This is a genomic window from Xanthomonas sp. NCPPB 2632 (assembly GCF_041228075.2).
Taxonomy (GTDB): Bacteria; Pseudomonadota; Gammaproteobacteria; order Xanthomonadales; family Rhodanobacteraceae; genus Luteibacter.
In genome coordinates, this window is sequence record NZ_CM192979.1 from 1,519,591 (window position 1) to 1,537,625 (window position 18,035).

An 18,035-nucleotide genomic window follows, 5' to 3' on the forward strand; every position below is an offset into this window, starting at 1 on the left:
GGGCCCGTGCCGCATTGTTACCTTATAACACTCAGGGAGTATCACCCCATGCGCCGACTTGCCCTTGCCGCCGCCCTCGCGGCCGCGTTCGTTCCCGTTGCCCACGCCGTGGAAGGCATGTGGCAGCCGGCCCAGCTGCCGAAGATCGCCGCCACGCTGAAGCAGCATGGCCTCAAGCTCGATCCCGCATCGCTCACCGACCTCACGGCGTACCCGATGGGCGCGATCGTCAGCCTGGGCGGGTGCACGGCGTCGTTCGTGTCGCCGGACGGCCTGGTGGTCACCAACCACCATTGCGGCTACGGCGCGCTGCAGTACAACTCGACCAAGGACAAGAACCTCATCGAGCAGGGCTTCCTCGCGAAGACGCCGGCCGAGGAACTGCCGGGCTCGCCCGACATGCGGGTCTTCGTCACCGAGGAAATCCGTGACGTCACGGCCGACGTCACCGGCAAGCTCACCGCGTCGATGACCGGGCAGCAGCGCTACGACGCGATCGACCGGGCGAAGAAGTCGCTGGTCAAGGCCTGCGAGACCGACGGCTATCGCTGCGATGTCTACACGTTCCACGGTGGCTACAGCTACCAGCTGATCAAGCAGCTGGAGATCAAGGACGTGCGCCTGGTGTACGCCCCGCCCGAGTCCATCGGCAAGTTCGGTGGCGACATCGACAACTGGATGTGGCCGCGTCACACCGGCGACTTCAGCTACCTGCGCGCGTATGTCGCCAAGGACGGCAAGTCCGCCGCTTACTCCAGGGACAACGTGCCGTACCATCCCAAGCATGTCATCAAGGTCAATGCGCAGGGCGTGGACGAAGGCGACTACGTGATGGTGGTGGGTTACCCCGGCCGCACCAACCGGTACCGCCTGGCCCAGGAAGTCAGCAGCGCCATCGACTGGATCTACCCGACGCAGATCAAGCTGTACCAGCAGCAGCTCGACACCATCGCCGCCAACGGCAAGCGCGATCCCAACGTCACCGTGAAGTACGCCAGCCTCGTCGCCGGCCTCAACAACTACCTGAAGAATTTCGGCGGCCAGCTCGAGGGCCTGCGTCGCGCGGATGCCGTCGCGGTCAAGCAGAAGCAGGAGGCCGACCTCAACGCCTGGCTGGCCAAGCAGGGCGGCGCCGAGAACCAGGCGCTGGCCGCCGACATCGCCCAGCTGAAGGCGAAGCTGACCGAGTATCAGGCCACGCGCGAACGCGACCTGGACCTGATGCTCATCCAGCGCACGCAGCTGTTCTCCGCGGGCGTGCGCCTGGCGAAGCTGGCCGACGAGCGCGCCAAGCCGGACATGGACCGCGAGTCGGGCTACCAGGAGCGCGACGAACCGCGCATCGAAGGCGGCCTGAAGCAGATGGAGCGTCGCTACGACGCGCAGACCGACCAGGAACTGCTGACCAACGCCCTGGTGCGTTATGTATCCCTGCCGAAGGATCAGCGCCTGCCCGGGCTGGACACCTGGCTGGGTGGCGCGTCCACGCGTCCCGCGATCCAGGCGAAGGTGGCCGCCCTGTACAAGGGCAGCAAGCTGGGCGACACCGCCGAGCGCATGAAGTGGTTCAAGGCCGACGCGAAGACACTGGCCGCCAGCAACGACAGCATGCTCAAGCTGGCCCGTGCACTGCTGCCGGAACTGAAGATGATCGACCAGCAGGACGATGCCCGCGAGGGCGAACTGGCCAAGCTGCGCCCGCGCTACATGCAGGCGATCATCGCGTGGAAGGAGTCACAGGGCCTGCCTGTCTACCCGGATGCGAACAGCTCGCTGCGCGTGACCTTCGGCAACGTGAAGGGCGTGGCGCCGCGCGATGGCGTGAGCTACTCGGCCTTCACCACGGCCGAGGGCATCGTGGAGAAGAACACCGGTGAAGACCCGTTCGATGCACCCAAGGCCGAGATCGATGCGATCAAGGCGAAGGCCTTCGACGGCTACGCCTCGAAGAAGCTTGGCACGCTGCCGGTGGACTTCCTTGCCGACCTCGACATTACCGGCGGCAACTCCGGCTCGCCGGCACTGGACGCCGAGGGTCGCCTCGTAGGTCTGGCCTTCGACGGCAACTGGGAGTCGGTGAGCGGCGACTGGCTGTTCAACCCGAAGCTCAACCGGTCGATTCAGGTGGATGTGCGCTACATGTTGTGGGTGATGCACCACCTCGATCACGCGGACAACCTGCTGAAGGAAATGGGTGTGCCCGCGAAGTAATCGTCGCGGGGCAAACGTTCTTCGTACATGACTGAGAAAGGCTCGCCGTTACCGGCGAGCCTTTCTTATGGATCTTCGCGCAGTGCCGGGAGAGAAGCGCGAGGCTCGTGCGATAACGGGAGGAGGCGTCGGGTGAGCACCCTCTGCGCTCGGGCAGCGGCCGCAAGCGGCCGAACTCGCTCAGAGGATGATCACCCGACACCTCGCTGGCGACTGAGGTGCCCGAGAGGAAAGCGACGCTCGCGGCGTTGTTCGATGCGGCATCTCCGCGGAGGGGCGCCTGAAAAAAACCGCGAGTACGGCGTGTCCGTCAGTAGGGTTCCGAGGTCGTGAGGATCGCTAGAGAAGCTTGGCGATCAGCACCGCGACGGCACTCAGGGCGCTGACGATGATCGCTCCAAGGGCGATCATCGGGTAGTACCGCTGCTCCGCGATGACCTTCGCGGTTTCGGCACCGATTTTCATGGTCTCCGCCATGGTTTTGTTGATGTTTGCGCGGAGTTGTTCGAGTTCTGCGTCTTGCACGGTTCCGGCCTCGTCCATGTATTCCCCCCAAGAATATCAGCTGGTGTTGCGGTATCAGCTGCTGCCTTGCTCGCGACGACGTGTACGAGCTTTCGCTGGCGACGTAAGCCATTACAATCCGGAAACCCTTGAAGCCCCAACGGAGTTTGCATGCTCAGTCACGTCATGGTCGGTTCCAGCGATATCGAACGCTCCAAGCGGTTCTACGACGCCGTACTCGGCGTCGTGGGTGCCGGTGAGCCCGTAAGGAACGTGTCGGGCAGCGGCCATGTCCGGCTGTTCTACCGGCACGACGGCAGTTCGTTCTGCGTGACGCAGCCGATCAACGACCTGCCGCCCCAGGCCGGCAATGGCACCACGGTCGGTTTTCGCTGCGACTCGCCCGAGCAGGTCGCGCAGTTCCACGACGCGGCAGTCGCGGCCGGCGGGGTCTCGATCGAAGAGCCGCCGGGTCCGCGCCAGACCGGCGCGGGCGAGGTGTATCTCGCCTACGTTCGCGATCCGGACGGCAACAAGCTCTGCGCGATCTTCCGTCCGGCGGCCTAATCGGCGCGGTGGCTTGAAGCGGGGGGACGGCGCGGGCCACTATGCCGCGTCGTCCTTTTTTCGTGAGCGAGCCGCCGTGGCACGAGACTTCCGCATTGCGTCGTTCCTTGCTGCCGCGTCGTTCGTATGCGGCGTACACGCCGAATCGTCGGATCGCGACAAGGCACAGGTAATCCCTACCGTCTACGAGGCGGGGCATTTCTTTGCCGTGCCTGAAACCGCCGATGGCCAGCGCCTGCGCTTGCTGGTGGACACCGGCGGCGGTGGCGGTGGCGGCATGTACTGGATCAGCCAGGCTGCGGCTCAGCGGCTGCAACTGACTACTCGGACGTGTGCGTTGGGCGACGAAAAAGCGCTCGTGGCGCCGTTGCCGCGCTTCAAGGCCGGGCGTGGGCTGCCTCTTCTGGGCAGCGGCCCCTGTGGCGCAGCGCTGATGGTGGTGGCAGGCGCTCCTGACACCGATGACGGCCAATGGGGTGCCGGCTATCTTCCCCAGGGTACCTGGACGTTCGACTACCCCGCGCAGCGCCTGACGCTCCAAGGAAAAGGTTGGCAGCCGGCCCCTGCGGCGCACAAGGTGGCACTCGGGTTTCCTCATGACGAGGATGGGCATCGGGCTTCCGGGTTCCCGCGCCTGAGCATCCGGGTCGACGGCCAGCCCTTGGACATGCTGCTGGATACCGGCGCGTCGTCCTATCCCACAGCTTCCTCCGTGAAGGTCAGTGGTACGCCCACGGTTCACGGCGAAGGCGTGACCAGCTACATCACCACGACGATCTTCGAGCGCTGGCACGCCGCGCATCCGGAGTGGCGTGTGGTGGAGCATGCGGACGACAAGGTGGCGGCCAAGCCACTCGAACGCATTATCGAGGTGCCGAAGGTCGAAATCGCTGGATGGACGGTCGGACCCGTATGGTTCACGGAACAACCCGATCGGGCCTTCCACGTGTTCATGGCGCAGTTCATGGATAGGCCGACCGAAGGCGCGGCGGGCGGCAACATCTTCCAGCACTTCGCCATGACTCTCGACTACGCGCGCGAGTCGGCGTATTTCCGCTGCGTGCGAGGCTGTCGCTGAAGCGGTTATCCACACCCAATGTGGATACGTACTGCATAAGCCTGTGGACAAGTAGGAATTTGCACCGTGTGACGCCTACTTGCGTCACGCTGGTCATTCGCTGACCAGCGACTCAGAACATGGTCAGGAGTTTGTACACGGCGGCACCGGCACCCATGCACGCGGCGGCTAGCGAGGCGATGGCTACGTAGGGATACCACTTCACCTGGGACTGTGCCTTGATGGTCTCCGCCTGCGTGCGCGAGTGCTCCGCCCATACTTTTGCGACTTCCGCCTGCGTACGCATGGCTTCGAACTGAGTGCGCATGGCTTCGAAGCAGAGCTTTTCGAACTCGACGTGGGTGGTTTGCTCGTGGCCTGGCGTCGATGCGTCCGCTGCTTGCATGGTGTCTTCCGTGGTCGTGTTGGTTATCCACAGCCGATGTGGCTACAGGTTGCATAACCGTGTGGATAAGTCGCATGTGCGCTGGCCGCTCAACGACTTACATTGCGCTGCGTACTTTTTGATCACGGCGGTGAGCGATGAGGTTACCCGACACCCTCCGCGAGGTCATGCAGGTTGTTCCCGTATCTCATGGCGGAATGTCTGCCTGGGTGACGGCGGACGCCATCGGCATGTCCGCCTGCGCTACCCTTGCGGTCGTTTGATCGACCGACGCGCGCATGACCCTGGATACCCGTCCCCTCGCCATCTTCCTGATGGGCCCCACGGCCTCGGGCAAGACCGCGCTTGCCTGCGCGCTGGCCGACCGTTACCCGCTGGGCCTGATCAGCGTGGATTCCGCGCTGGTGTATCGCGGACTGGACATCGGTTCGGCCAAGCCCGATGCCGCCACGCTGTCGCGCTACCCCCACGAGTTGGTGGACATACGCGATCCCGCACACCCTTACTCGGCCGCCGATTTCCGCTCGGATGCACTGGCGGCGATGGCCCGGCAGCACGACGCGGGCAGGGTGCCCTTGCTGGTCGGAGGCACCGGGCTGTATTTCCGGGCCTTGCAGCGGGGCCTTTCCGACCTGCCCGAGGCCGATCCGGCGCTGCGCGAGCGCATCGGCGCCGAGGCGGGGCGCATCGGCTGGGATGCGTTGCACGCGCGGATGGCGACGCTGGATCCCGCAGCCGGTGCACGAATCCGGCCTGGCGACGCCCAGCGGATTCAGCGCGCCCTGGAAGTCATGACGCTGACCGGTCGTACCCTGACCGAACTGCAAGGGCAGGGCCTGCGTGAGCGGTTCCCCTGGCGGGTGCTCAAGCTGGCCCTCATTCCGGCCGATCGCACTTTGCTCCACGCCCGCATCGCGCAACGCTTCGACGCCATGATCGCGGCCGGGCTCCTCGACGAGGTGCAGCGCCTGCGGGCGCGGGGGGACCTGCACGCCGACCTTCCGGCGATCCGGGCCGTCGGCTACCGGCAGGCGTGGGAATACCTCGACGGGCAGGGAACCGCCACGAACTTCCGCGACCGTGGTATCTATGCCACGCGGCAACTCGCCAAGCGGCAGATCACCTGGTTGCGCAGCGAGCTCGACGCACGCACTTTCGACCCCGACAGGCAGGATCCGCTGCCGGCGTCGGACGTGGCGCTGGCAGGGTTCCTGGAAAAGTCGATACGGTGACGTACGGCGCTTCCAGCCAGCGTTTAAAAGCGGTTAAGATTCAAGACACTTGGACCGGGGCGTCGAAAGGCGTTCTTTTTGCCCGGTCCCGTACGAAGGCGTAGGGGAGAAGAAGAAATGTCCAAAGGGCAATCGTTGCAGGATCCGTTTCTCAATGCGCTGCGGCGCGAGCGCGTGCCGGTCGCCATTTACCTGGTGAACGGCATCAAGTTGCAGGGCACGATCGAGTCGTTCGACCAGTTCGTGGTGCTGTTGCGCAACCAGGTGAGCCAGATGGTCTACAAGCATGCCATCTCCACCGTGGTGCCCAGCCGCAACGTGCGCGTCGGCGGCCACGACCATGCGGACGGAGGCTCGGGCGACGTCGAGGGTTGAGGGAACCCCGGCGGCAACCCATATGGGAAAGGGCGGGTGCGCGTATCCTTAGGGGTGCGCGTGCTCCTTCCTTTCCGACGAGGTCATCCCCCTAAGTGTTCGACAGGCAAAAGAAAGGCGACCGGGCCGTGCTCGTGCTGCCGCATTCGCGCGGCGAAGGCGATGCCATCCGGCGCGGCGAAGAGTTCGCCGAGCTCGTATCCTCCGCAGGCGCCGAGGTCCTCGCGACCATTTCGGCACGCGTCGAGAAACCCAACCCCCGTTTCTATATCGGTACCGGCAAGGCCGACGAAGTGGCCGAGGCCGTGCGTGCGCTCGAGGCCGACGTGGTGCTGGTCGACCACGAGCTGACCCCGGTGCAGGAGCGCAACCTGGAGAAGCAGCTCAAGACGCGCGTGGTCGATCGCGCCGGGCTGATCCTGGATATCTTCGCCCAGCGTGCCCGCTCCCATGAAGGCAAGCTGGAAGTCGAGCTGGCCCAGCTCAAGCATCTTTCGACGCGCCTGGTGCGCGGCTGGACCCATCTGGATGCCCAGCGCGGTGGTGCCATCGGCAACCGCGGCCCGGGTGAAACCCAGCTGGAGACCGACCGCCGGCTGCTGGCCGAGCGGGTGAAGATGCTCAGCAAGCGGCTGGAGAAGGTCGGCGTGCAGCGTGACCAGCAGCGGCGCTCCCGCCTGCGCAACACCGTGCCGCGGGTGGCCCTGGTCGGCTACACCAACGCCGGCAAGTCCACGCTGTTCAATGCGCTCACCACCGGCGGGGTCTACGCCGCCGACCAGTTGTTCGCCACGCTGGATCCCACGGTGCGCAAGATCGACGGGCTGTCCTGCGGGCCTGCGGTGGTCGCCGATACCGTCGGCTTCATCCGCGAGCTCCCGCATGACCTGGTGGCCGCGTTCCGCGCCACGCTGGCCGAGGCCCGCGACGCGGACCTGTTGATCCACCTGAGCGATGCCGCCGACGAGGAGCGCGACCTGCTGCGGCGAGTCGTCGACGAGGTGCTCGACGAGATCGGCGCCGGCGATGTCCCGCAGCTGTCGGTCATGAACAAGGTCGACCTGATCGACGTCGAGCCGCGCATCGACCGCGGCGACGACGGCAAGCCGCGCCAGGTATGGCTGTCGGCGGCGACGGGGCAGGGCGTCGAGGGCTTGCGCGAGGCGTTGGGCGAGTTGCTTGGTGGCGACCGCATCCGCTCGGGCCTTGAGCTTCCGCTCACGGCGGGCCGCCTGCATGCGCGGCTGAAAGCGGCAGGCGCCATCGCCGGGGAGTCCATCGACGAGCACGGCTGGCACCTGGATATCGACGCACCACGCTCCGTGCTGGCGCCGCTGCTGGGTGACGACGAGCATGCGCGTGCCCTGCGCGACCTGATCGATCCGCCCCATCCGGCGTTCTAACCGCACCCGGTCGGAAGCATCTGATAGAATTCACGGCGTTTGCGTGCCTCTACCGGGGCGCGCTGAAGGCCTCGCAGCCCCCACCACGGTCCCCCAAGGAGACTGCCGCCCATGGCTTGGAACGAACCCGGCAACGGCCAGAAGGACCCCTGGAACCGCAACCGGTCGGGTGGGCGCAAACCTGACCTCGACGGTGCGCTCAAGAACCTGCGGGCGCGCTTCGGCAGGTTCGGTGCCGGCAGTGGTGGCGTCACCGCCATCGTGCTGGTCTTCATCGTGGCCTGGTTGCTGGTCAGCAGCTATACGGTGATCGACGCCCGCCAGGTGGGCGTGGTGCTGCGCTTCGGGCAGTTCTCGCGCATCCTGCCGCCGGGCTTCCACCTCAAGGCGCCCAGCCCCATCGAGACGGTGACCAAGGTCGAGACCACCCAGGTTCGCTCCGTGTCCGACAACGTGTCCATGCTCACCCGCGACGAGAACATCATCGCCATCGATTTCAACGTGCAGTACCAGGTGTCGGACGCACGCAAGTTCCTCTATTCCAATGCCGACCGTGAAGAGAACACCATCCACAACGCGGCCGAGGCGGCCGTGCGATCGGTGGTGGGCGCCAACATCATGGACAACATCCTGACCACGCCGGGCGTGGACACGCCCGCGCCGGACCAGGCGCCGGTGGCCGGCGTCGCGCCCGCCGCGAAGGAAACCCTGCAGCAGCAGACCCGCGACATCCTCCAGGCCACGCTCGACAAGTACGACGCGGGCATCATGGTCACCGGCGTCAGCTTCCAGAACGTCTCGCCGCCCAAGGAAGTGAAGGACGCCTTCGACGACGTCAACGCCGCGCGCGAAGACAAGCAGAGCGAAGAAAACAACGCCCGCGCTTACGAGAGCCGCGTGGTGCCGCTGGCCCGTGGCGACGCCGGTCGGATCGCCGCGGTGGCCGAGGGTGATCGTGTCGAGCGCATCGCCCGCGCCAACGGCGAGGCCGAGCGCTTCGACCTGCTGCTCAAGGAATACCGCGCCGCGCCCGAGGTCACCCGGCGCCGGCTGTGGCTGGAAACGGTCGAGGAAGTGATGGCGGACAACCCGAAGATCGTCGACGGCACCAACGGCAAGAACATCATCCAGCTGCCGGTCGGCTCGCCCGATAGCGCCGTCCGTAACGTGCCCGGCGTCGGCACCGTGGTCCAGTCGGCCACGACGGATGCCACCCCGACCACGAACCCGCCGCAGGGGAGCGCCCAGTGAAGATCGTTTCCGGCCTCATCGTCCTCGTCGTCGTCCTGCTCGGTCTCAACAGTGTCTTCGTGGTCAAGGAAGGCGAGAACGCCCTGCTGCTGCAGTTCGGCCGCATCGTCCGTGCCGACTACCAGCCCGGGCTGCACTTCAAGATTCCGGTCGTGCAGCAGGTGATGCGTTTCGACAACCGTATCCTCGGCCTCGACGCCCAGCCCGAGCGCTATTTCACGCTCGAGAAGAAGAGCGTCAACGTCGATTTCTACGTGAAGTGGCGCATCGCCGACAACGCGGCCTTCTACCGCGCCACGTCGGGTGAGGACACCCAGGCCATCCAGCGCCTGACGCCCATCGTGAAGGACGCCCTGCGGCACGAGTTCAACTCGCGCAAGCTGGAAGACCTGATCGCCGGAGGCCGTGAGGACATCACCGGCCAGGTTCGCAAGGACACCGACGCCGCCGCCCGCAAGAACCTCGGCATCGCCGTGGTCGACGTACGCATCAAGCGTATCGACCTGCCCGACGAAGTCAGCGGTTCGGTCTACAAGCGTATGCGCGCCGAGCGCCTGCAGCTGGCCAACGAACTGCGCTATACCGGCCAGGAAAGCGCGGCCAAGATCCGCGCCGATGCGGATCGGCAGAAGTCCGTGCTGCTGGCGGACGCGGAGCGCGACGCCACCAAGGTCAAGGGCGACGGCGATGCCCAGGCGGCCGCCATCTACGCCCAGGCCTACAGCCAGGACCCGGAGTTCTTCGCCTTCTATCGCAGCATGGCGGCATATCGCAAGTCGTTCGCCGACGGCAAGGGTGTACTCGTCCTCAAGCCCGATTCCGAATTCCTGCGCTATCTCAACGACGGCCCCGGTCGTCAGCGCTGATCCCTATCCACATCGCCCGTTCGGGCAACGCCACCAAAGAGAACCGTCAACATGGGTAAGTCAGTCGTAATTCTGGGCGCGCAATGGGGCGACGAGGGCAAGGGCAAGATCGTCGATCTTCTTACCGAGCGCGTCGGTGCCGTCGCACGTTTCCAGGGTGGCCATAACGCCGGTCATACGCTGGTTATCAAGGGCAAGAAAACCGTCCTGCACCTCATTCCCTCGGGCATCCTGCGCGACGACGCACTCTGCCTGATCGGCAACGGCGTGGTGCTGTCGCCGGCCGCGCTGATGAGCGAGATCGCCGAGCTGGAAGCCCAGGGCGTCGACGTGCGTCCGCGCCTGAAGATCTCGCCGGCCACGCCGCTGATCATGCCGTACCACATCGCCGTCGATAAGGCGCGCGAAGTGGCGTCCGGCGCCAAGGCCATCGGCACCACCGGCCGCGGCATCGGTCCGGCCTACGAGGACAAGGTCGCCCGTCGTTCCATCCGCGTCGCCGACCTGATGTACCCGCACGAGCTGCCGGAAAAAGTGCAGGCAGCGGTGGAATACCACAACTTCGTGCTGACCCAGTGGCTGAAGGCCGAGCCGGTCGATTACCAGACCGTGCTCGACGAAGCGCTGACCTGGGGCGAGTACCTGCGCCCGATGGTCGACGACGTCGCCACCATCCTGCACGACGTGCGCCGCGACGGCGGCAACATCCTGTTCGAAGGTGCGCAGGGCGCGCTGCTCGACATCGACCACGGCACCTATCCGTACGTCACCTCGTCCAACACCACCGTCGGCGGCGCACTGGCCGGCACCGGTGTCGGCGCGCGTGACATCGACTACGTGCTGGGCATCTGCAAGGCCTACGCCACGCGCGTCGGCGGCGGTCCGTTCCCGACGGAACTCAACGACGACATGGGCGAGCTGCTGCGCAAGAAGGGCAACGAGTTCGGTGCCAGCACCGGCCGTCCGCGCCGCTGCGGCTGGATCGACCTGGTCGCGCTGAAGCGCGCCGTGCAGATCAACGGTATCGACGGCCTGGCGATCACCAAGCTCGATGTGCTCGACGGCCTGGAAAGCATCAAGGTCTGCATCGCGTACGAATACCGCGGCAAGCGTCGCGAACTGGCTCCGCTGGACGCCGACGGTTGGGACGAGTGCAAGCCGGTGTACCTGGAGTTCCCGGGCTGGGAAGAATCCACCGCCGGCATCCGCGACTGGAACAAGCTTCCGCCCGCCGCGCGCGCGTACCTGCGTGCGGTCGAGGAACTCTCCGGCTGCAAGCTGGCGCTGGTGGCGACCGGTGCGGATCGTGACGATACGATCATCCTGGACGATCCGTTCGGGGGCGAGGCGGGTTGCTGATCTTGCTTCGGTGAGATGAGGTGAAAAACGCCAGCCTTGCAGCTGGCGTTTTTTTTCGCGCACATCGTGCGCTCCTACCGGGGGTGGGTTTCGCGAGGGGTTGCTTCCAGGGCATGGAGGTCGAGGTCCTTGACGGGTATGGGGCGGTAGTCCTCGTCGAAGGCCACGTCGCCCAGGCGCCAGCCGGCGCGGCAGCGGACGGCGCCCCAGAAGCGGCGGAAGGCGTTCCAGTGCAGGCCGACCAGGCCCTTGTCGTTGTCGGCGTCCACCATCGGATCGCCCACGCCCGTGGGGCGGATGGGCTCGCCGTACAGGGCAGTGCCGAACACCACGTCCCAGATCGAGAACACCTGGCCGAAGTTGCAGTTGTGCAGGGTCGGACGGTCCGGGTCCACCCGCATGTGGTGCAGGCGATGGAATACCGGTGAGACGAGCAGCCGATCGAGGACGGGCCCGAAGCGCACGCGGACGTTGGCGTGGGAGAAGTTCTGCACCAGTTCGCCGATCAGCATCAGCCACGCGAAGTCGGTGGGCTCGACGCCGATGACCAGTCCCACGCCGGCGAGCACCATCGACTGCAGGAAACCGTCCACCAGGCTGCCGCGATCGTTGGTCCAGCAACTCATCTGCCGGGTGCTGTGGTGCATGCTATGCAGCGCCCACCACCAGGGCAGGGCATGCTGCAGGCGGTGCATCCAGTAGTACACCAGGTCGTAGATCAGGTAGTAGAGGATGAACAGCGCCAGCGGATGGCCGGCCAGCGCGGGAATCCAGTGCGTGATGCCCAGCAGCGAATCGTCGCTGCCCGCCCCGGTGTCCGCACCGCCGAAGTAGTTGCTTATCGGGGTGAGCACGAGATAGCTGAACATGGGAAAGATGCCCAGCAGCATCATCAGCGTGTATTGGCGGTCTACCCGCGTGAGGCGGCGGTCCGGCCAGCGTTCCGCGGGAATCATCGACTCCAGCGGGCGGAACAGGAAACCGATGATCGCTACCTGCAGCAGCGAGATGAGGATCGCCTCGGCGATCTCCCGCGGGTCGCCGGCCAGTCCGTCCAGGTGGAGGAAGGCCAGGAGGGGAACGATCGCATGGGCGCGTGTCCCTTCGACCAGTGCAGACCAGAGCGCGAACATGCCGCCTACCTTCGCGTGTGCCAGGGCCGCGAGGGTGCGCGCGGCCGTCAGGCGCATTAAGCTGCACGCCTCTTTCATCGGGCTTTCCACGCCATGTCACCCTGGTTTTCCCCATGACGCGCACGCTGTCCGACTGGCTGACCTACCAACAGCGTACGCACAAGAGCGATATCGCACTCGGACTGGATCGCGTCCGTGCCGTCTGGACGGCCATGGGCGCGCCGCGTCCGGCACCGCTCGTGGTCACGGTGGGCGGCACCAACGGCAAGGGCTCCACCGTCGCGCTGATCGAGGGGATGCTGCGTGCCGCCGGCTACCGTGTCGGCTGCTACACCTCGCCGCACCTGGTGCGCTACAACGAGCGCGTCCGTCTCGACGGTCGCGATGCCGACGACGACGCACTGGTGGCGTCGTTCGAGCGGATCGAGCAGGCGCGTGGCGATATCGCGCAGACTTACTTTGAATTCAGCACGCTGGCAGGGATCGACCTCATGTCCCGCGCGTCGCTGGACGTGGCCATCCTCGAAGTGGGCCTGGGTGGCCGGCTGGATGCGGTGAACATCGTGGACGCCGATGTGGCCGTCATCACTACGATCGACCTCGATCACCAGGAATGGCTGGGCAGCGATCGCGACAGCATCGGTCGCGAGAAGGCCGGCATTGCACGGTCCGGCCGTCCGGCGATCGTCGGCGAGCGGCAGCCGCCGGACGGCCTGCTCACGGCGCTGGCGGCATGCGGTGCCCACATGGCCCGCGCCGGCATCGACTACCAGGTCGAGCCGACAGGTACCGGGCGCGGCAATGCGTGGACCTGGGTGCACGCCGACGGCACGCGGCACGCGTTGCCGTTGCCAGCCCTGGATGCGCCCGTGCAACTCGACAATGCGGCCACCGCCATCGCCGCTGTTCATGCGCTGGCTCCGCGAGTGGTGGTGCCGACCGACGCGCTACGCCATGCGCTGACCGCAGTCCGGGTGCCGGGCCGCCTGCAACGGATCGGCGCGCATCCGACGACCGTGGTGGACGTGGGCCATAACCCCCAGGCGGCGCGCTCCCTGGCAGCCTGGATCGATGCGGAGCACCGCGATGGACGCCTGCTGGCCGTGTATGGCGCCTTGTCCGACAAGGACACGAAGGGCGTGATGGCTGCCCTGGGCGATCGGGTCGATTACTGGTACCTCGCCGGCCTGGACGGGGATACCCCCCGGGGCCTTACCGGGCCGGCGCTGGCGGACAACCTCGCGGCGGTCCTGCCGCATGCCGCGCATGCGGTGTTCGACGACGTGGCCAGTGCCTGGGCCGGCGCGCGGTCCGCGGCCGGGGAGGGCGACACCGTGCTGCTGTTCGGCTCCTTCTTCGTCGCCAGCGCGGCACTGGCCGCCACGACGTGAACGCCCCGGCACCCGGGGCGTCGGGGCCACCCCTTTGCCGGCTATAATCGGCTCGATTCGCTTTGCGCCGGTCGTATGGAGCCTTCCTTGAAAACACGCTTGCTGGGTGCCGCGGTACTGATCGCGTTGCTGGTCCTGTTCGTGCCCATGATGTTCTCCAGCGCGCCGCCGAAATCGGACGCCGATCAGACGGTCAGCCTGGAGATTCCGCCCGCGCCCGATCGCGAACTGCAAACCCGCACGCTCGATGTGGCCCCCGGCGGTTCGCCCGCCGCGGCCAGCGGTGCAACACAGGCAGCCGGTACGCCGCCCGCCAACGGCGGTGTGCAGCCGGTCCAGGCGCCCGTGGCGTCGCCGGCCACGGTCACCCCGGGTGGTGGCAGCAAGCTCGCCTCGGTGGACATCGCCTCGCGCAAGCCGGCCGACGCCCTGCCGGAAGATTTCGCCAATGCGCCGGCGCCGCCCAAGGCCGTCACGCCGGCGGCTGCCGTCGCCACGGCCAAGCCGCCCAAGGCGGTCGCCGTGCCCGCGCCCGTGGCCGAGCCCAAGGCCGCCGCCGCGCAGGCCCTGCCCGCCGGTACCGCCGGACGCGGCAGCTACAGCATCAACCTGAGCGCCTACGCCGACCGCAGCAAGGCCGATGCCCTCGTGCAGAAGGTGAAGGCCCTCGGCTATCCCGTCAGCACCGCCGCGACCAACCAGGCGGGCAAGTCGCTCACCCGCGTCACCGCCGGTCCGTTCGAGACCCGGGCCGCCGCGGAAGCCGCACGGTTGAAGATCACCGCCGCGGCGCCAGGCGCGCCCGCCTCGCTGTCGTCCCGGCCGGAGACCCAGACCGCCGATGCGCCTCCGCCGGCGCGGGCGGCGCCCACGCCGGCAGCGGCCGCCGCGCCGACGGCCGCTGCCGTTCCCGCCGCTTCGCCGCGCGCCGGTGGCTTCGCCGTCCAGGTGGCCGCGGTCAGCAGCGAAGCGGAAGCCACGCGACTGCGCGATAAACTGCGTGGCGCGGGCATCGCCGGCTACGTCGACACCGTGGTCGCGTCCTCGGGCGCCAAGCTATGGCGCGTGCGCGCCGGTCCGCAGACCCAGCGCGACGACGCGACGCGCCTGAAAGACCAGATCAAGGCCAAGGTCGGCCTCGACGGCGTTGTGGTGTCGGCCCCGTAACGCCCGCATGACCACGACACCAGGGGATGCTTCGTGAGCTGGGTGGACTACGTCATCATGGGCGTGCTGTTCATCTCGGCCTTGATCGGCCTGGTGCGCGGCCTCATTTCGGAAGTGTTGTCGGTGGTGGTGTGGGTCTGCGCCTTCTGGGCCGCCTGGACGTTCGGTCCGTTGATCGCGCAGCGGCTGGAGGGCAGCATTTCGCTGCCCATGGCGCGCATCGGCATCGGCTATGGCGTCTGCTTCATGGGTGTGCTGCTGATCGGCGGCCTGTTCCGCTTCATGATCTCCCGCCTGGTGGCCAGCACGGGCGTTGGCGGGCCGGATCGCCTCTTCGGCATGGCCTTTGGCGCGCTGCGAGGCATTCTCATCGTCAGTCTGGTGGTGTTCGCGATGGGCTTCACGCCGTTGCCCAACGAGCCGATCTGGCGTGAATCCGCCTTGCTGCCGCAGTTCGCTGCGCCAGCCGCCTGGCTGGGCCAGCAGGTACCAGGCAATGTGCGCCAGTACCTGCACCCGCCCGCGGCGCTGCAGGAGATGAAAATGCCCAACATGTCGTTGCCCAGCGGGGCCGACCTGATGAAACTTCGCGACCTCACCATGCCAGGGCAGGCGCCGAAGAGCGATAATGCTCACCCTGCCGCCGCGACCACGTCGGCCCATCAGTAGAAGGCAACACCATGTGCGGAATCATCGGCATCGTCGGTACCACGGAAGTGGCATCGGCCCTGTATGACGGCCTGACCGTCCTGCAACATCGCGGTCAGGATGCCGCCGGCATCGCCACCGTGGATGGTGCACGGCTGCGCCTGCACAAGGGTAACGGCCTGGTCCGCGACGTCTTCAACTCGGCCGGCGTCAGCCGCCTGCGCGGCCGCATCGGCATCGGCCATTGCCGTTACCCCACGGCAGGCTCGGAGGGCACGGAAGAAGCCCAGCCGTTCTACGTCAACTCGCCCTATGGCATCGCCTTTGCGCACAACGGCAACCTGGTCAACACCGAGGCGCTGCGCAAGGAGATGTTCGAGGACGATCGTCGCCATATCGACACCGACTCCGATTCCGAGGTGCTGCTGAACGTCCTCGCCCACGAGTTGCAGGTGGACGATCGTGGGGCGCTCACGCCGGAGCACGTGTTCAAGGCGATCGGCAACGTCCATGCGCGTGCGCGGGGCGGATATGCGTGCATCGCGCTGGTGCTGGGCTACGGGCTGATCGCCTTCCGCGACCCGAACGGCATCCGCCCGCTGGTGCTCGGCGAGCGTGTGTCGCCCGAGGGCCGTGAATACGCCGTGGCCTCCGAATCGGTGGCGTTGGACGTGCTCGGCTTCAAGCGCGTGCGCGACATCGAACCGGGCGAGGCGGTCATCATCACCGAGGGTGGCGAGCTGCATGCCCGTCGCTGCGCCGAGAACGCGGTGCACGCGCCGTGCATCTTCGAATACGTGTACCTGGCTCGACCGGATTCCATGATCGAGGACGTGTCGGTGTACAAGGCCCGCCTGCGCATGGGCGAGAAGCTTGCCGAAAAGATCCTCCGCGAGCGCGGCCCGGATCACGGCATCGACGCGGTCATCCCCATTCCCGACACCTCGCGCACCGCCGCCAGTTCGCTGGCGCAGGCGCTGGGCGTGCCCATGCGCGAAGGCCTGGTCAAGAACCACTACATCGGTCGCACGTTCATCATGCCGGGGCAGGGCGAGCGCGTGAAATCGGTCCGCCGCAAGCTCAACACCGTCGAGCTGGAATTCCGCAAGAAGAACGTGTTGCTGGTGGACGACTCCATCGTTCGTGGCACCACCTCGCGCCAGATCATCCAGATGGCCCGCGACGCCGGCGCAAGGAACGTGTATTTCGCCTCCGCCGCGCCGCCGGTGCGTTACCCGAATATCTACGGGATCGACATGCCTGCCGCCTCCGAACTGATTGCCGCCGGTCGCACGGTGGAGGAAGTGGAGAAAGCGCTGGGTGCCGACTGGCTGATCTACCAGGATCTGGAAGACCTGATCTGGGCGGTCAACGACGGCAACGAGGACCTCAAGCATTTCGATACCTCGTGCTTCTCGGGTGAGTACGTCACGGGCGTGGACGCCGGCTTCCTGGAACAGCAGGAAGCGATGCGTTCGGACTCCGCGAAGCACGAACGCCGCAGCGCCTGATCGCCGGCGGCGCTCGATTCCCGCCGGCTGACGTCATGTCCGACGCGCACGATCTCCACGCGGCGGCGGGGCGCTGCCTCGCCGCCACCGATCCCGCCGAGAAGGTCCGCCTGAGCTTCGCGACCTTCGCCGCGCTGGAAAATGGCGATCTTCGACCCGACCCGACCTCACCACCGCCGCTGCCTATCGGGCTGCCGGGACGACCCGATCGCCCACGGCTGGTGTCGCCGCGCGCGTTGTCGCAACGCGGGCTCGGTTCGCCGGAGGGCCGCGCCGCGCTGATCCACGCCATCGCGCATATCGAATTCAACGCGATCGACCTGGCCTGGGACGCCATCTATCGTTTCCGCGGCAAGCCCGACGCGTATTACCGGGACTGGGCCGCGTGCGCCAACGACGAGGCGCGGCATTTCACGATGCTGTCGGGACGTCTGGCCGAACTCGGTCATGCCTACGGTGATTTCGACGCCCACAACGGCCTGTGGGAGATGGCCGAGAAGACCGCACACAGCGACACGGCGCGGATGGCGCTGGTGCCGCGCGTGCTCGAGGCGCGTGGGTTGGATGTCACGCCGGGCATGATGGAGCGCCTGCGCCGCCAGCAGGACGATCGCACGGTGGCCATCCTGGACGTTATCCTGCGTGAGGAGGTGGCCCATGTGGCCGCCGGCACGCGCTGGTTCCACTGGTGCTGCGAGCGCGACGGCATCGACCCCGAAGCCACCTTCGCCCGTTTGTTGGACGACTACATGAACGGCTCGCTGCGTGGCCCGTTCAACCTCGACGCCCGCCGCGCCGCCGGCTTCTCCGAAACCGAACTCAGCTGGCTCGCCACCCTCGACAACCGCCCCGCCGGCTGATCCCGGTAGGAGCGCACGTTCGTGCGCGACATCTTCTCGCGATGACGTGGGGGCTGGCGCGTGAATCCGGGCGTAAGGCCTCAACATCTGTCGC

Annotated in this window: 17 protein-coding genes; 14 read left to right on the forward strand and 3 right to left on the reverse strand. The window is 66.7% G+C overall.

The window, feature by feature from the left end:
* Positions 1 to 48: 48 nt before the first annotated feature.
* Positions 49 to 2,211 (forward strand): S46 family peptidase, encoded by a 2,163-nt coding sequence (locus tag AB8808_RS06875; RefSeq protein WP_369927907.1) that lies wholly within the window; start codon positions 49 to 51, stop codon positions 2,209 to 2,211.
* A gap of 339 nt (positions 2,212 to 2,550) precedes the next feature.
* Here AB8808_RS06875 and AB8808_RS06880 read toward each other — a convergent pair whose 3' ends face one another.
* Positions 2,551 to 2,754 (reverse strand): hypothetical protein, encoded by a 204-nt coding sequence (locus AB8808_RS06880; protein ID WP_369927909.1) that lies wholly within the window; start codon positions 2,752 to 2,754, stop codon positions 2,551 to 2,553.
* 132 nt (positions 2,755 to 2,886) lie between these two features.
* On the opposite strand from AB8808_RS06880, the gene AB8808_RS06885 reads away from it, so the two are divergent.
* Positions 2,887 to 3,282: a VOC family protein gene (locus tag AB8808_RS06885; RefSeq protein ID WP_036142812.1), complete on the forward strand. Its 396-nt coding sequence runs from the start codon at positions 2,887 to 2,889 to the stop codon at positions 3,280 to 3,282.
* A gap of 76 nt (positions 3,283 to 3,358) precedes the next feature.
* Positions 3,359 to 4,360: a hypothetical protein gene (locus AB8808_RS06890; RefSeq protein WP_369927912.1), complete on the forward strand. Its 1,002-nt coding sequence runs from the start codon at positions 3,359 to 3,361 to the stop codon at positions 4,358 to 4,360.
* A 112-nt stretch (positions 4,361 to 4,472) separates the two neighbouring features.
* Here AB8808_RS06890 and AB8808_RS06895 read toward each other — a convergent pair whose 3' ends face one another.
* Entirely contained in the window at positions 4,473 to 4,745 is a 273-nt protein-coding gene (locus tag AB8808_RS06895; RefSeq protein WP_369927914.1) for a hypothetical protein, read from the reverse strand.
* A gap of 278 nt (positions 4,746 to 5,023) precedes the next feature.
* On the opposite strand from AB8808_RS06895, the gene miaA reads away from it, so the two are divergent.
* The 6 genes from miaA (at position 5,024) to AB8808_RS06925 (ending at position 11,231) form a co-directional block, all read left to right on the forward strand.
* Positions 5,024 to 5,977 carry a tRNA (adenosine(37)-N6)-dimethylallyltransferase MiaA gene (gene miaA / locus AB8808_RS06900; protein WP_369927916.1) on the forward strand — a complete coding sequence of 318 codons (954 nt, stop codon included), beginning with the start codon at positions 5,024 to 5,026 and terminating at the stop codon, positions 5,975 to 5,977.
* 117 nt (positions 5,978 to 6,094) lie between these two features.
* A complete protein-coding gene (gene hfq / locus AB8808_RS06905; RefSeq protein WP_369927918.1) occupies positions 6,095 to 6,352 on the forward strand; it encodes an RNA chaperone Hfq in 258 nt (85 codons plus the stop codon).
* A 95-nt stretch (positions 6,353 to 6,447) separates the two neighbouring features.
* Positions 6,448 to 7,755, forward strand: coding sequence for a ribosome rescue GTPase HflX (hflX, locus tag AB8808_RS06910; RefSeq protein ID WP_036142801.1), 1,308 nt, complete (start codon positions 6,448 to 6,450; stop codon positions 7,753 to 7,755).
* A 111-nt stretch (positions 7,756 to 7,866) separates the two neighbouring features.
* Complete coding sequence (hflK, locus tag AB8808_RS06915; RefSeq protein ID WP_369927921.1) at positions 7,867 to 9,006, forward strand: protease modulator HflK; 1,140 nt, start codon at positions 7,867 to 7,869, stop codon at positions 9,004 to 9,006.
* Positions 9,003 to 9,872, forward strand: a complete 870-nt coding sequence (gene hflC / locus AB8808_RS06920) for a protease modulator HflC (protein WP_369927923.1) — start codon at positions 9,003 to 9,005, stop codon at positions 9,870 to 9,872. Before hflK ends, hflC begins: the two co-directional genes overlap by 4 nt.
* Before the next feature lie 51 nt (positions 9,873 to 9,923).
* Positions 9,924 to 11,231 (forward strand): adenylosuccinate synthase, encoded by a 1,308-nt coding sequence (locus AB8808_RS06925; protein ID WP_369927925.1) that lies wholly within the window; start codon positions 9,924 to 9,926, stop codon positions 11,229 to 11,231.
* Between the two features lie 74 nt (positions 11,232 to 11,305).
* Here AB8808_RS06925 and AB8808_RS06930 read toward each other — a convergent pair whose 3' ends face one another.
* Entirely contained in the window at positions 11,306 to 12,364 is a 1,059-nt protein-coding gene (locus AB8808_RS06930) for a sterol desaturase family protein (protein WP_369931339.1), read from the reverse strand.
* 113 nt (positions 12,365 to 12,477) lie between these two features.
* Between AB8808_RS06930 and folC the strand changes: the two genes are divergently transcribed.
* From folC to AB8808_RS06955, 5 genes are all read left to right on the forward strand, one after another.
* The gene (folC, locus tag AB8808_RS06935; protein ID WP_369927927.1) at positions 12,478 to 13,755 is read left to right on the forward strand and encodes a bifunctional tetrahydrofolate synthase/dihydrofolate synthase; all 1,278 of its coding nucleotides are present in this window, start codon (positions 12,478 to 12,480) and stop codon (positions 13,753 to 13,755) included.
* 87 nt (positions 13,756 to 13,842) lie between these two features.
* Positions 13,843 to 14,922 (forward strand): SPOR domain-containing protein, encoded by a 1,080-nt coding sequence (locus AB8808_RS06940; protein WP_369927929.1) that lies wholly within the window; start codon positions 13,843 to 13,845, stop codon positions 14,920 to 14,922.
* A 57-nt stretch (positions 14,923 to 14,979) separates the two neighbouring features.
* Entirely contained in the window at positions 14,980 to 15,591 is a 612-nt protein-coding gene (locus AB8808_RS06945) for a CvpA family protein (RefSeq protein ID WP_506193245.1), read from the forward strand.
* Between the two features lie 11 nt (positions 15,592 to 15,602).
* Positions 15,603 to 17,081, forward strand: a complete 1,479-nt coding sequence (gene purF, locus AB8808_RS06950; protein WP_369927931.1) for an amidophosphoribosyltransferase — start codon at positions 15,603 to 15,605, stop codon at positions 17,079 to 17,081.
* Between the two features lie 35 nt (positions 17,082 to 17,116).
* Positions 17,117 to 17,941 carry a ferritin-like domain-containing protein gene (locus AB8808_RS06955; protein WP_369927933.1) on the forward strand — a complete coding sequence of 275 codons (825 nt, stop codon included), beginning with the start codon at positions 17,117 to 17,119 and terminating at the stop codon, positions 17,939 to 17,941.
* The last annotated feature ends 94 nt before the right edge of the window (positions 17,942 to 18,035 follow it).

Excerpts from the sequence above, each read along its gene's own strand:
- AB8808_RS06875 (WP_369927907.1), top strand. The coding sequence starts at position 49 with ATGCGCCGACTTGCCCTTGCCGCCGCCCTCGCGGCCGCGTTCGTTCCC.
- AB8808_RS06880 (WP_369927909.1), bottom strand. The coding sequence starts at position 2,754 with ATGGACGAGGCCGGAACCGTGCAAGACGCAGAACTCGAACAACTCCGC.
- AB8808_RS06885 (WP_036142812.1), top strand. The coding sequence starts at position 2,887 with ATGCTCAGTCACGTCATGGTCGGTTCCAGCGATATCGAACGCTCCAAG.
- AB8808_RS06895 (WP_369927914.1), bottom strand. The coding sequence starts at position 4,745 with ATGCAAGCAGCGGACGCATCGACGCCAGGCCACGAGCAAACCACCCAC.
- miaA (WP_369927916.1), top strand. The coding sequence starts at position 5,024 with ATGACCCTGGATACCCGTCCCCTCGCCATCTTCCTGATGGGCCCCACG.
- hfq (WP_369927918.1), top strand. The coding sequence starts at position 6,095 with ATGTCCAAAGGGCAATCGTTGCAGGATCCGTTTCTCAATGCGCTGCGG.
- hflK (WP_369927921.1), top strand. The coding sequence starts at position 7,867 with ATGGCTTGGAACGAACCCGGCAACGGCCAGAAGGACCCCTGGAACCGC.
- AB8808_RS06925 (WP_369927925.1), top strand. The coding sequence starts at position 9,924 with ATGGGTAAGTCAGTCGTAATTCTGGGCGCGCAATGGGGCGACGAGGGC.
- AB8808_RS06930 (WP_369931339.1), bottom strand. The coding sequence starts at position 12,364 with ATGTTCGCGCTCTGGTCTGCACTGGTCGAAGGGACACGCGCCCATGCG.
- folC (WP_369927927.1), top strand. The coding sequence starts at position 12,478 with ATGACGCGCACGCTGTCCGACTGGCTGACCTACCAACAGCGTACGCAC.
- AB8808_RS06945 (WP_506193245.1), top strand. The coding sequence starts at position 14,980 with ATGGGCGTGCTGTTCATCTCGGCCTTGATCGGCCTGGTGCGCGGCCTC.
- purF (WP_369927931.1), top strand. The coding sequence starts at position 15,603 with ATGTGCGGAATCATCGGCATCGTCGGTACCACGGAAGTGGCATCGGCC.
- AB8808_RS06955 (WP_369927933.1), top strand. The coding sequence starts at position 17,117 with ATGTCCGACGCGCACGATCTCCACGCGGCGGCGGGGCGCTGCCTCGCC.